Below are 13,461 nucleotides of genomic sequence, written 5' to 3'. Positions count from 1 at the left end.
GTTAGGCAGTTTTAGATAAATTGCGAATTTTCATATAGGCCTCAGAAGCTGCCGCGGCAATTTTGGGGTCTTTTTTTGTGGTGGCACGAACCAGTAGAGGTACTAGTTCTGGATTATTAGAATCTGCGATTACTTTAATGACTAGTTTATTGATCTTTCGATCCTCGACTTGCAATAAATGATAGTAGCATTGCATTTCAGTTGGTAATGCAACACGATCGTGCATTTCAGATAATTCACCGTCTGGATTACTTATACCAGCCTCAATAATAGGGAACAGCTGTGACTTATAATTGCGCGTTATTAGACCTTCTAGAAATTCCATGGTTGCAGCTCTGGTTTCCCGTTTCTCACTTTGCAAACCTCTGTAGGCGATAAATACATCTTTATAATTAAAATGTAGGGCGAGAATATTGAAGATACGCTCTAAGGAATCGTCCATTGTTGCTTTAATCGCCAGAATAAGTTTTTTTCTTTTACCTGTTTCTGTGATACTAATGACCCGTTCAGGATACAAATTAGATCGTTCTAGAATACGTTGGCTATAGTAACAACCCTGCAATTGCTTATAATCCTCGCACTCTTTGCGAATCATTTTAAAAAAAGTTTTCTGGGGAATCTCAAGACTTCCGTTCTCTTTTTTGAATTTCAACAACTCCACAATCATGCGTGTGCGGTATTTTAACGGCCCGTTTTTACTAATCATCAACAAGGCCCTAACCGCTTTAGTCGTTCCCAGTTCCAGTAAGATGTCTGGAAGGTATTTCTTTAGACTTTTAGGCCCCATTGGGTCGCTGTAACGTTTGTTCAAATATGTAATAATGGGATTGCCATAATCTGCAATCGCCCTGATTGCGCTTTCGCGAAAGCGAGACTCCTCTAATTCATCCAGCAATAAAGGAAGGAATCGTTCGTGAGCCGTGTTTCCCGCAGCAACTAATGCGGCAGTCTTTAATTCAGGGTCTGGATCGTTAAAATATCGTAAGATAAAACGATGTCTGTTCTCGCCCTTAGCATAACCTATAGCTTTAACTAATTCAATAATTTCTTGTTTTCTAAAACTACTTTCATTGCGATCTAATTCGTCTAAAAATAAATTAATCCGCAGGTCAAGATTATATTTTGAGGCTAGTTTAGGGTTGTCTTCGGTCTCTTGTGCGAGACATAATAGCGCCGCGCTGGAAATATAATCACTCTCATGATCCAGATAATTCTCAAAGAACTGTGCAGGGAACTTTGTGTCTTGCGCCATCAAATATTGCATAGCAGTTAACACCACATTATCGTCATCAATGTATATTAAGTCATGAACTTCAGGAACTGGATGACCACGATCGATGTGTTTAAGCTGGTTAATTGCCTCTGCTTTTACACGATGATCTTGATGTTGTAATAATTTAATGATAGGTGCTTTTAAAGAGCGGTGAGCCATCTCTGGAACGCGATCAAGCATGTATAAAATATCTTCAGCTCCACCAGATTCAAATATGATCTTCATGTTATTACGGACCATAGAATTAGATCGCTTATCGACTTTGATTTGCTCTCTATTTATAATTTGTTCTTTAAATGTGCCGAAATATGCATCTCGCACCTGATTAATCATAAAGACCCACACGACCACGAGCACTAGAATTAAAACGGTTATGAATACAGGAGACAGATCAAAAGCGCGTACTACAAATATCAGAATCAACCCTGCAAGACCAGTGGCAATACTGTCTACTACAACATCGATAAAAGTCTTAGTTTTGTTCTTTACATCACTGGGAATAGGCAATGCTAACAGTTCCACCGCACTTTTATGCAAGGATTGTTTTAAGCTTCCATCAAGACCTTTAAGGACTATAACGATCCATAATTCTGGTAATATCAATAGTCCTACACAACAGAACACAATGCCGATGGGCAAGGCTGCAAGTCCTGCACTAACACCTCGTCTCGCCAGAATATGCCGAGTCAAAAAGAGCTGGATTACAAGAGAGACGATATTAAATGTTGAAAACCAAAATCCAAAGAATGAAGCCAGTTCTTGAGAGTCTGGAATATTTCTGGAACTGATGTAACTAAACTGATAATCCACGAGTTTTGCAACTAAAACGCCTATTCCTATCACCGCTGCTAGTGAGCTTAAGTGTTTGGAATTAAAAATAAGTTTTACGCTATTCTCACTGGATACAGTTGCGCGCTCTTTTCTTTTGAAAGAACTGAGCTTATCAACTCTATTGCGCCAGATGGCGTTCATCACGAAAATACAGCCCATAATCAGAAACCCTGCAAAAATTAAGAGGATTCCATTTCCTACATGTTCTGCTAGTAATGAGGTTAGATAACCGCCAAAAATTCCTCCTGCTATCCCGCCTGCGCCTATAAATCCAAACAACCGTTTAGCCTCACGTACGTTGAAAACTACGTTTGCCATCACCCAGAATTGACTAGTTGCGAGTAAGGCAAATAGGGCGACGATGGTATAAAAGGTGTATGCGAGAATCGTATTAAAATACCCAAAGGCAACAAGGGTACCCATAATGATAAATATTCCCGTGAATACCATCAACGTGTATCGCATAAGCGACTTGAGCTTAAACCGTTCTAAAGATTTGTTATAAAGAAGGGAGCCAGCTACTGCTGCTATAGCAATAATGACAAAAGCCTCTGCGAGAGCATCTGCACCTAGCTCAGATAAGAAAAGTGCGTTGACGGTAGGTTTGACTACGAGCAACGCACTTATGATTAAAAATATGTATAACTGCATAAGCAACGAGATTGAAAGCTCGCCGCTTCTAATATCAAATATCTTACGTATCCTGTCGGACAACCACTCCATCACTATTATCTAAATCTGTAGGCAATATAACTGATTTGCGCAAAGCTAGTTCTGCCGGCTGCACTAAATTTCTAATAATTTGTTCGCCGCTCGCATCCTCGATAAGAGCCACTAGAATATACTTGCGTCCATCTTCTCCCCATACTAGAATAGAGTCAGAATGCCAGTTTTTCCAAGATCCACTTTTTCTAAACAATCTTGCGTTAGGTGCAATACGATCTAGCGTGTTTACAAATTTATGGTGTAAGGATGGATTCTCCATTATATCGAGCATTTCCTTGCTGCGTTGCTTGTTGATCAACTGGCCAGTAGCAAGTTGGTAATAAAATTTAGCTACTGCATCAGTTGTTGCAGCATGGCTCAAACCTTTGATAGGGTCTGGGTTTCTTTTTCCTTGAGCAGCATAGCGTTTGCCTACCCAAAGACCACCTATTCCATCTTTATCAAAAAACGGGTTAGAAGGATCACACATCACGTCTTCAATTTTTTGAAAACCTACACGGTCGATCATTCTTGTAGAAGCAGCATTATTTGATTTTGAAATCATCAGCCACATATCATCTCTTACTTTGGGAGTATCTTTTAATTCGCCTTTTTCAATAGCGTCCATTGCAGCATAAAGCACGGCAATCTTAGGAAGACTAGCGGCATACATCATATGATTTCCATTGACGCTTGCATATTTGATCGCTTCCGGGTCATTGAGATCTACAAGACTTACTGACATGCGTTTTTGCTGTATCAGAGTTCTCCAGGTAGGGTTAGCCATTAATTGCGCCCTCAGATTTAATTGTAGTGAGGTATTTTGGAAAGTTTTTACTTCTTTACTGTTGATTGCCATATTTACAAGTGGGGCATCGTCAGCGATTGGAGCATCATTAGCGGCAGCTGCATTAAAAGTTGCGCTAACGAATAGGATCATCAATAAAATCGGTTTTAACATAAAATCTTTTTTGAATTTTGACTCAATCTTAATTTCTCATAGACCGTGCCGAAGCTATTTAATGAAAAAGTATTAACAAGCTAAAAACCAACATTTAACACTTTTTCATTATAATAATCTTAACGATCTAGTCTTTAAACGATACAACCTTACATTTGTTGCACATGAGCGGCATATATATTCATATACCTTTTTGCAAGCAAGCCTGTCACTATTGTGACTTCCATTTTGTAACTTCTTTGAAGCACAAGAACCGAATGACAGCGGCAATTAAGAGCGAATTGCTGCTGCGTAAAGACGAGGCTCAAAACACAATAATTGAGACTATATATTTCGGTGGAGGAACGCCCAGCGTTCTGGAAAGTACCGCTATCGATGAAATTATAGAGACGATTTATGCCCATTATGAGGTGATCGTTGATCCAGAGATCACTTTAGAAGCAAATCCCGACGATCTGACCCCTCAAATAATTGAGGATCTCGCATTGACAAAGATCAATAGGCTGAGTATAGGAGTTCAATCCTTTTTTGAAGCCGATCTCCAGTTGATGAACAGAGCCCACAATGCAGCAGAGGCTGTGGATTGTATCTCGCTTTCGCGAAAGCGGTTTCCAAACATTTCCATTGATTTAATTTACGGTATTCCTGGTTTAACGGATGATCGCTGGCGAGAAAATCTATCCAAAGCAATTGAGCTCAAAGTGCCCCATATCTCCAGTTATGCGCTGACCGTGGAAGATGATACCGCATTGAAATCTTTTATTGAACAGGGGATTATTGATCAAGTGGATGATGAACAGGCGCAACGCCAGTTCAATATATTATTAGACATGATGCAGTTGCATTCTTATGAAAACTATGAATTCTCAAATTTTGGTAAGGCTGGTTTTTTCTCAAAGAATAATACAGCTTACTGGACTGGAAAATCCTACATGGGAATCGGGCCCAGCGCTCACGGTTTTGATGGAAAGCGGCGATCCTGGAACATTAACAATAATGTAAAATATCTCAAAGCGATTGAAAATGGCGACCTGCCACAAGAAGTGGAGGTACTTACAACTGTCGATCGCTACAACGAGTATATTATGACAGGCCTGCGCACAATTTACGGTGTTTCTTTAACCCATGTGGAAAAAGAATTTGGCGTACAATTTAAAGAGTATCTGTTGGAGCAGTCGACAACCTATTTGAAAGATCATTTGCTATATCTAGATGCAGATATCTTACTCGTTACCCGTAAAGGAAAATTCTTAAGCGATGGAATTGCTAGTGAACTTTTCATGGTGAATTTGGGTTAATACAACCTAGCCGCATTTCGAGAACCTAATGCTTGACCATAAAAACTTGAGGATTGAGTCACTGGGAGCTTGACTCCGTTAAAAATAAAATCAAAAGGAAGAATAAAAATAATTGTGATCGGAATCAGAACTAAAATTCTAGAATTAAATTCTGAAAGTTCCCTTCCTTTTTGGATTTGCTAGTGATTGTTTCTAAAACTGGAAATAAATAAAGGGTTGTACAGCGCTACTAGCTGTGGCACTGATGATCCAGATCACCACTGCAAGAATCAAAGCTTTTAAGAGCAACGGGAACTTGTGGAACAATCGCAGTTGTTTTGCTTGAATGGATTCTGGAACAAAATGCCATGCAAATCCAAAAGCCATCACCCACATCACATTGCCATAACTACTCAAAATTGTCCACCACTGGCTAAAATCCGGTTGCAGTGTAGAAATGTTATCAATCACATTCATCGCTACCCCAAAATCAGCAGCGCGGAAAAAGATCCAGCAAAAAGCGACAAAATGAAAGGTCAACAAACCGAAAACGAACCTCCTGCCCAGATTCTTACTGCTCCACTGTGGAATGCGGAAGGCTTTCTCCACCGCGAGAACGGTTCCATGCATTGCGCCCCAAAGCACAAATTTCCAGGATGCGCCGTGCCACAAGCCGCCCAACAGCATGGTCATAAACAGATTGAAATAGGTGCGCAGTTTCCCCTTGCGGTTGCCACCTAGTGAAATGTACAAGTAATCTCTAAGCCAGGTGGAAAGCGAGATGTGCCAGCGTCTCCAGAATTCTGTAATACTCGCAGATTGATACGGCGTTCTAAAGTTGGCCGGTAAATTGAAACCTAGCAAAAATGCCAGTCCTATCGCAATATCTGAATATCCAGAAAAGTCACAGTAGATCTGCAAAGTGTACCCATAAACCCCCAACAAATTCTCAAAAGCCGAATAATTATCAGGCAAATCAAACACCCGATCCACAAAATTTACACTGATATAATCTGAAATCACGGCTTTCTTAATAAGCCCACCTATGATCAAGAACAGCGCATAACTCAGCTCTTGTTTTGATAATTTGAGCTTTTCATAAATCTGCGGAATGAAATCCTTTGCTCTAACTATAGGTCCTGCCACAAGTTGTGGAAAAAAGGAGACGTAGAACATAAAGTCCATGACATTCTTTGTGGGCGTCAATTCTTTCCTATAGATGTCTATAGTATAAGACATAGTTTGAAAGGTGTAAAAAGAGATTCCAACTGGTAGGAAAATGTTGCCAAAACTCAAATCACCATTGAGTAGCGCATTAAAATTCTCTGCAAGGAATCCAGTGTATTTGAAATAGGCTAATAGTCCCAGATTAATAACGCAGGAGGCGAGGAGTAGCAACTTCCGGTTGAGCGAGACATTGCTTTTATAAATCCACAGCGAAAGGTAAAAATCTACCACTGATGAAAATATGAGCAACAAAAAATAAATGCCGCTACATTTGTAATAAAAGAAAAGCGAAAACGCAATAACATAAAGAATACGCAACTTTCGCAGGTCTTTGAGTAGGATATAGATGGCGTAGAAAGCAAGAAATAAACCCAGAAAAAGCGCGCTATTAAACAGCAAAGGTTTTTGTGGGTGGTACGTGAACCATTCTATAATTTGCGGCCAATCTATCATTGAGATTCCTTAAAAGACTTAAGTAAAGACTGTACAAAAAGATGTGCCTGTAATTCATAACCCAGACGGTTAAAGTGGATTTTATCGCTGGAGGTTAAATTTGCCGTGTACCAATCAGGCATTGCATTGCTGGTGCGGGTTGCACTGTGCAAGTCAAAAAATGCCCAAGAATTCAGGTTTGCAAATACACCCATTTGATAACTGTAGACCGTTGCAATATCATTGATGTTTTTCCTGTTTTTCATTGATGGCGGCGGGCTGGTTGCAATCACCGGTGCGTTCATATTTTTAGCGATCAACTTACGGTTGAATGCATCCATATCTTTCATCAGGTCACCCTCTGTGTAGGTATCGTAAAAACTCTCATTCGTTCCTAGAGAAACGATTATGAGGTCTGGCTTCAACGCTTCCAGTTGCTTAAAAAACCTATCAAACTTTGTATAATCTGAATATTTAGCGCCATTGACTCCTATAGCGTGGAAGGAAATACCGTTTGATTTTCTTTTGAAATTGACGCCGTCCAGCAGGTATTCTTTTTGGTTTTTAGCGGCTCTTAGATAAAGAGTTCGAGTGTTTTTAGGTAATGGGAAATCACCATTGGGCAATCTGGAAATATCTATAAAAGAGGATTCTTTTACGATGGATTGTTTTTTACCGGATGGTATTTTTAGGGTTTGACCTATATTAATGCGAGTGGAACGCATTCCATTTGCTTTCTGAATCTTAGAAACAGAACTTCCATATTTTCCTGCAATTGCTCCTAGGTTATCGCCAGACCTGACTTTGTAAGAAGTTGTAGCATCTACAATCCTCACAACGTCACTGCTGGTAGAGGTACTCAGTTTAAAAGATTCTGGTGTTGGGCTAATGATCTGGATAAAATCCTGAGTTTCAAAATCTCTGGGAAGATCAATTTGGAGTACAAAATCGGCATTTGTGGTGGAAAGATAAATCCCGCTCAGTCCTACGTCGTCGCTTCCATTGCTCTTGACATTTCGTACAGATTTCCAATCGGTACTCGATTTATATTTCACATCTGTCGCGCCATTCGTTTGTGCAACGCGGTAGGGAAACGTAAAACCGCGACCTGAATTGCCAAATCTTTTTTGCAAACTATCCCGTATTGCCTGTGGAAAAAAGGGGCCTTGAACATGAGAATCGCCTATTTGTACAATCGTAACTTGGGATCTTTTGCCTTGTTCTAGATCTTCTAGTTTTCTGAAAAATGGTTTTAACGCCTGTGCATCTTTCAACACTACAAACTGCGGATCTACCAATAACGGATTGATCTGCAGGTCAGAGATCTTTTGCGCAGAAACCCAACTACTACCTAAAATAAGAATGCCTAAAATAATTTTTCTCATTGGTCGCTAGGCGTGTTCGTGATGGTATCTTGAGGTAGATTCAATTGCTGTTGTTCGTTTGCTGCTGTGATGCTGTCTTTTTCCGCTTTCGCGAAAGCTGCCTTCTCAACAGTGCGGCGTTTCTTGAAAATGGCGTAGTCCTTTATAATTTCGTTAGAGATCATTCGGCCGATGCGTGCTGAGCCCTTAGGATTGAAATGGGTATAGTCCGTATTTGCCAGTCGTGGACTGTGATTCACCCAGATGGGCATGGAATTGGGGCCGCCCATCATGTTAAAAAGACTCATAAATCCAGATTGTGTGCGTGCTGCATATTTCTGTTGTGCCTGCAATAAGTTGATGACGGAAACATCAGTACGCACTAGGGCATCCATCTTTACCCCATGGTCTGCCGTTCCCAGAATGAGAATATCTGCCTCTGGAAAACTGAGTTTTATATGGTCGATAACCCGTTCCATACGGTCTGCATACCAGCCATAACTCTCTGCTTTTGTAGCAAGGACATTAGCGCCATACTGCAAAATGATCAGGTCATACCCCAGTTTGCGGTCAAAGTTGCGCATCTGCGAGGTGCTCAAAATGCTAAGCGGTAATCCAGAATTCCCTCTATTGGAATACCCGTCAACAGTCACACCACGACCATCGTAAAAACTAACACCGTATAACGGTACATCCTGCGCAGATCCCAGTTGGATCTTTAACTGTTGCAGGTTTCCACCGCCTAATGGTAGGGAATTTAACGAGCCTAATCCTTTTAATTTTTTCTCGATCAATGTGGTATCATTTCCTACTTGGATTTTTATGGAAGCTGTTTCATTGCCAGTCCCATAAAATAAAACAGGTGAGTTTAAACGGTACGAATTTTTGATGCCACTGGAACGATAGGTAACCTGGCTAGAAGAATCTGTGGCAAAATAAACCGTGCCGCCCACGCCGTAAGGAGCAGTTTTCCCGCCGCCTTTCATGTAAGATTCTTCTCTAAAACTACCACTGTAGGAATGCTTCACACTGTATCTGGCACTGGAACTTTCAGAATTAATGGGCACGAAGCCAGCGCCATTACCGCCAAATTTATCTTGCAGCGTGCTCCTAAAATCCTGAACGATTAAATCGCCATCAATCATGGAATCGCCATAATAGGCAATGCGAACGCTGCCATTACCATTTTCTTCTAATTCTAACAACTTCTCAAAAAACCGATTCAGATATTCCGTGCCTTTATAAGAAGTCAAGGGCAATGCTTTAGGCAGGGGAACGCTGCCGGTAGAATCGATCTGATAGGTGATACCCATATCAAAATCTGATAATTGCATCAATCGGTAGCTGTTATTTCTGGGTGCTATGGAATCTTTAAAAACGGAGTCCTGTTCTACAATAATGGAATCTATAACGACTGCACTGGTGTCCTTCATGGCTTGTTGCATCAGGCTGTCCATTACAATGGCGACGCTAGCTTCTTGCTGTACAAAAAGTTTACTGGGCAAATAGGGTTTTGAGAAATAAAAGACAGCCGTTGCAAGTGCAATGATGCAAAAAGCTGATATGAATTGTGGGCGGTTATTCGGCATTTGAGAAGTGTCGCTGTGAATGTAATTCAGTACACAAAAGTAGTATTCTAAAATCACTATTGCGTGTTAATCATAGAGGTAAGTATTACATCATATTTGTATTGAACTGCTTAATTAGCATCTGTGTCATCTTGATTATATTTACATAAAAACCAATACCCGTGAAAAGAATTGCTTTAGTATTATTCTCTCTTCTTTTATTCTCTTGCTCAAAACCACCCATGAAAACTTCACTTCAAATAGCTGATAACACCTATAACATTGATCTCAACTCACCTATCGACATCAGTCTTGCCGTGCAAAATAATGCTGGCGTGGGGGCGTGGTACATCGATCAACCTAAAATCACTCATGTAGAAGTGGATGGTTATGTAGGTAAGGTTTCCATGGGCGGCAGCACAAATTTTAACGACATCTTTTTCAATCCGCATAGTCATGGGACGCATACGGAATGTATTGGGCATATAACTAAGGAGTTTCATAGCGTCAACAAGGCACTAGAAAAGAGTTTTTTCACGGCGCAAGTGATAACTGTGACTCCAGAAGATCGTGATGGAGACAGAGTGATTACAGCAGCTATGTTTAAGAATCTCAAAAATGTTGAAGCAGTTGTAATCCGTACGTTGCCCAATACGGACGTTAAAAAAGACATGAATTACAGCAATACGAATCCGCCGTATTTGAGTGAGGAGGCGATGTTACGCTTTCGCGAAAGCGGAATCAAACACGTGCTCATCGATACGCCCAGTGTCGATAAAGAGAAAGATAATGGTGCTTTATTAGCGCATAAGGCATTTTGGGACTTTGACGGAAAACAGAGGTTACACGCTACCATTACTGAGTTTATCTATGTTCCCACTGAAGTTACGGACGGTGATTATATCCTTGATTTACAAGTGGCGCCCATTGAAAATGATGCAGCGCCATCGCGGCCTATTCTGTATGCGATAAAATCCTAACTTTGTGATATGGAGCAATTATTTATAGGACTTGCTGTAGGAGCAGTCGTCGCTTTTTTCATTTTCAAATTTTTCTTTAAGGGAAATAAGGATAACAGGCAGGAGCAAAGTGTGGTGTTGATGGAAAAGATACGGACGGTTTGTAAGTTCATCACAGTAGAAGGCGACTTTGCAGAGATCTACCATTACCAAAACGTCAAGGATAAAATCGCTACTTTTTTACTGGGTAAGAAAAAAGCGATCATATTGATCAATGCCAAAGCACATATAGGATTTGATCTTACTAAAATACGGATGGAAAGCGACACTTCAAATAAGATCATAAAACTCACAGAATTTCCGCAACCTCAAGTGATGAGCATAGAAACTGACTTTAACTATTACGACAAGCGAGAGGGTTGGGCAAATTATTTTAGCAGCGATGAACTCACAGAAGTCACTCGTAATGCTAAGCAACATATTGTAGATAAAATACCGGAAAGCGGTTTGATGGAACAGGCGCGCAAGGAAGCACTCAAAACCATCCAACTGATGGAAGGACTTGCCCAGACTATAGGTTGGAAACTTGATTACACCTCGTTGATTTTAGACAAAGCAGCCGACACAAAAAAGCTCCCTGAAAATGGAAGTTGATCAGTTGCAGGAATACTGCCTAGCCAATAAAGGAATCACAGAAGAAATGCCCTTTGACAACTATACCATTACCTTCAAAGTAATGGGTAAAATATTTATGTTGCTCAGTCTAGAACGATGGGAACGTGGCGAACCTGCGGTTAACGTTAAATGCGATCCTCAGAAAGCTATTGAATTGAGGGAGCAATATGATGGTGATGTTACCAGCGCATGGCATATGAATAAGAAGCACTGGAACACGATTTTTCTTAATAAATCAGTCGATGATCCTACAGTTTTCAAATGGATTGATCACAGTTATGAATTAGTTGTTTCAGGCCTAACTAAAAAATTACAGGCCGACTTAAAATCACTTTAATTGAACGAATTACTATCTATATATGAAGCTCGCGTGGAGCGGTTTTCGCTTTCGCGAAAGCAATACAACAGCCAGCTGCGCATCTCTGGAATTATTAGGCTTTCCGCTTTTTTATTGACCATTTTTGGCATTTATTTTTTCTGGAGTTCTTGGCAAACGGCTACGCTCATTGCGATAGCTGGAATTGCAGCTTTTTTGTTTTTAGTTTCCCGCCACGAGAACTTTAAAACGAAGCGGAATTATTTTAACGAACTCATACGGCTTAATGAGCTTGAAATCACTGTGGCAAATGGCGATTATGATGATCTGCCAGATGGAACCGAGTTTCAGGAGGACGATCATGATTACAGCCGCGATATTGATTTATTTGGAATAGGTTCTTTTTTTCAATTTATCAATAGAACTGCCTTGCCAGAAGGAAGAAAGTTATTGGCGGCAAGACTTACAGCAAATGAAACCGAAGGTATTAAAAAACGTCAGGAAGCGATTGAGGAGTTGAGCAAGATGCTGGATTTCAGGCAGGAATATGAAGCCACAGGAAGGCTGCTGGACAATAGAATCAAACCCTCATCTGTTCTCGACTGGATTAATGGCCACACATCCTTTGTCCCAAATGTGTTTTCATGGCTTTGCTATGTGCAGTTTTTTACATCGGTACTCATAGGGGTGTTATATGGCATGGATATCATCAGTGGTTACTGGTTGGGAGGAATCTTTTTAATTGGGATGATTATCTCAGGTAGGTATGCAAAGAGACTGATAGCTTTAGGCAATTACATTTCAGAATTGGAGGCATTTTTCACGCAATACGGGAAACTTTTAGAACAATTTGAAAAATCAGAATTCAAGAGTAAAGTGTTACAGGGATTGAAAAACCAAGTTCATACTGAAGGTAAATCGGCTTCCAGTCGTTTGTACGATCTTGGAAAAGCAGTCACCAGACTGGATCAGGGAAGTAACATGCTATTGGGGATTTTTTTAAATAGTTTTGCATTGTGGAATTTAAAGCAGGTGCATTCCATTGAAATCTGGTTAGAGCAAAACAAACAATTTATCGCACCATGGATAGAAGCGGTGGCACAAATGGACGCAATGAACTCCTTAGGAAATTTTGTTTACAACCATCCTAAATATATATTCCCTGAAATTCTTGAGGGTGCATTCCAGTTTAAAGCAACACAATCAATCCATCCATTACTCGATCCTGAAAAGGCAATAGGAAATGATTTTGCCATTGAATCTGGAGAATTCTTCATTATTACGGGAGCTAACATGGCTGGGAAAAGTACGTTTCTTAGAACGGTTTCCATCTCAATAGTAATGGCAAATGTAGGTTTACCCATTTGGGCAACCATGGCTAGATATGCGCCCATCAAACTCATCACCAGCATGCGCACCAGCGATTCCTTAAAAGATGATGAATCTTATTTCTTCAGCGAATTGAAACGTTTGAAGTTTATCGTAGATAAGATGGAGCAGGAAAAATATTTTATCGTCCTCGATGAAATTCTTAAAGGAACAAACAGCGTCGATAAGGCCAGCGGTTCTAGAAAGCTCATCGAAAAACTAACGCTCAAAAAAGCTACTGGAATCATTGCAACCCATGATCTAAGCCTCACAGAAGTAGCAAAAGAACACGAGCATATTTCCAACTACTATTTTGATGCGCAGATTATTAATGATGAATTGTATTTTGATTACACCTTTAAAGATGGTGTCGCCACAAATATGAATGCGAGTTTCTTGTTGAAGAAAATGGGGATTGTTTAGGCAAACTATTACAAATACTTTTTTACTAGGTAATCGGTAATCTCTTTTTTGTCATCTATATCAATAGACATAATTTGTTCGG

The 13,461-nt window shown here is 40.2% G+C and carries 10 protein-coding genes; 5 read left to right on the top strand and 5 right to left on the bottom strand.

Annotated features, from left to right (window positions below; genetic code table 11):
• Position 1: 1 nt before the first annotated feature.
• Positions 2-2,827, bottom strand: a complete 2,826-nt coding sequence (locus IQ282_RS02210) for an NTP/NDP exchange transporter (protein WP_194850273.1) — start codon at positions 2,825-2,827, stop codon at positions 2-4.
• Entirely contained in the window at positions 2,799-3,770 is a 972-nt protein-coding gene (locus IQ282_RS02205) for a serine hydrolase (RefSeq protein ID WP_194850272.1), read from the bottom strand. Before IQ282_RS02205 ends, IQ282_RS02210 begins: the two co-directional genes overlap by 29 nt.
• A 164-nt stretch (positions 3,771-3,934) precedes the next feature.
• Between IQ282_RS02205 and hemW the strand changes: the two genes are divergently transcribed.
• On the top strand, positions 3,935-5,068 hold the full coding sequence (hemW, locus tag IQ282_RS02200; protein ID WP_194850271.1) for a radical SAM family heme chaperone HemW: 1,134 nt from the start codon (positions 3,935-3,937) through the stop codon (positions 5,066-5,068).
• Positions 5,069-5,260: 192 nt separating this feature from the next.
• Here the strand turns inward: hemW and IQ282_RS02195 are convergent, their stop codons facing one another.
• From IQ282_RS02195 to IQ282_RS02185, 3 genes are read right to left on the bottom strand one after another with little or no spacing between them, the layout of a single operon-like run.
• The gene (locus IQ282_RS02195) at positions 5,261-6,727 is read right to left on the bottom strand and encodes an MBOAT family O-acyltransferase (RefSeq protein ID WP_194850270.1); all 1,467 of its coding nucleotides are present in this window, start codon (positions 6,725-6,727) and stop codon (positions 5,261-5,263) included.
• On the bottom strand, positions 6,724-8,091 hold the full coding sequence (locus tag IQ282_RS02190) for a LysM peptidoglycan-binding domain-containing protein (protein WP_194850269.1): 1,368 nt from the start codon (positions 8,089-8,091) through the stop codon (positions 6,724-6,726). Before IQ282_RS02190 ends, IQ282_RS02195 begins: the two co-directional genes overlap by 4 nt.
• Positions 8,088-9,716, bottom strand: a complete 1,629-nt coding sequence (locus tag IQ282_RS02185) for an SGNH/GDSL hydrolase family protein (protein WP_194850268.1) — start codon at positions 9,714-9,716, stop codon at positions 8,088-8,090. Before IQ282_RS02185 ends, IQ282_RS02190 begins: the two co-directional genes overlap by 4 nt.
• Before the next feature lie 164 nt (positions 9,717-9,880).
• On the opposite strand from IQ282_RS02185, the gene IQ282_RS02180 reads away from it, so the two are divergent.
• From IQ282_RS02180 to IQ282_RS02165, 4 genes are read left to right on the top strand one after another with little or no spacing between them, the layout of a single operon-like run.
• Positions 9,881-10,618: a cyclase family protein gene (locus IQ282_RS02180; RefSeq protein WP_194850267.1), complete on the top strand. Its 738-nt coding sequence runs from the start codon at positions 9,881-9,883 to the stop codon at positions 10,616-10,618.
• Positions 10,619-10,627: 9 nt separating this feature from the next.
• Positions 10,628-11,251, top strand: a complete 624-nt coding sequence (locus IQ282_RS02175; protein WP_194850266.1) for a DUF4230 domain-containing protein — start codon at positions 10,628-10,630, stop codon at positions 11,249-11,251.
• Entirely contained in the window at positions 11,241-11,609 is a 369-nt protein-coding gene (locus tag IQ282_RS02170; protein WP_194850265.1) for an MmcQ/YjbR family DNA-binding protein, read from the top strand. Before IQ282_RS02175 ends, IQ282_RS02170 begins: the two co-directional genes overlap by 11 nt.
• A complete protein-coding gene (locus IQ282_RS02165; protein ID WP_194850264.1) occupies positions 11,610-13,379 on the top strand; it encodes a MutS-related protein in 1,770 nt (589 codons plus the stop codon). It begins immediately after the preceding gene.
• The last annotated feature ends 82 nt before the right edge of the window (positions 13,380-13,461 follow it).

This window comes from Nonlabens antarcticus (genome assembly GCF_015356755.1).
In the GTDB taxonomy this organism is placed as follows: domain Bacteria; phylum Bacteroidota; class Bacteroidia; order Flavobacteriales; family Flavobacteriaceae; genus Nonlabens; species Nonlabens antarcticus.
The sequence above is the reverse complement of the archived record's forward strand: the minus strand, read 5'-3'. Positions and strand labels throughout refer to the sequence as shown.

What these genes read in the sequence shown, in the direction of transcription:
- IQ282_RS02210 (WP_194850273.1), bottom strand. Translation starts at nt 2,827, where the DNA reads ATGGAGTGGTTGTCCGACAGGATACGTAAGATATTTGATATTAGAAGC.
- IQ282_RS02205 (WP_194850272.1), bottom strand. Translation starts at nt 3,770, where the DNA reads ATGTTAAAACCGATTTTATTGATGATCCTATTCGTTAGCGCAACTTTT.
- hemW (WP_194850271.1), top strand. Translation starts at nt 3,935, where the DNA reads ATGAGCGGCATATATATTCATATACCTTTTTGCAAGCAAGCCTGTCAC.
- IQ282_RS02195 (WP_194850270.1), bottom strand. Translation starts at nt 6,727, where the DNA reads ATGATAGATTGGCCGCAAATTATAGAATGGTTCACGTACCACCCACAA.
- IQ282_RS02190 (WP_194850269.1), bottom strand. Translation starts at nt 8,091, where the DNA reads ATGAGAAAAATTATTTTAGGCATTCTTATTTTAGGTAGTAGTTGGGTT.
- IQ282_RS02180 (WP_194850267.1), top strand. Translation starts at nt 9,881, where the DNA reads ATGAAAACTTCACTTCAAATAGCTGATAACACCTATAACATTGATCTC.
- IQ282_RS02175 (WP_194850266.1), top strand. Translation starts at nt 10,628, where the DNA reads ATGGAGCAATTATTTATAGGACTTGCTGTAGGAGCAGTCGTCGCTTTT.
- IQ282_RS02170 (WP_194850265.1), top strand. Translation starts at nt 11,241, where the DNA reads ATGGAAGTTGATCAGTTGCAGGAATACTGCCTAGCCAATAAAGGAATC.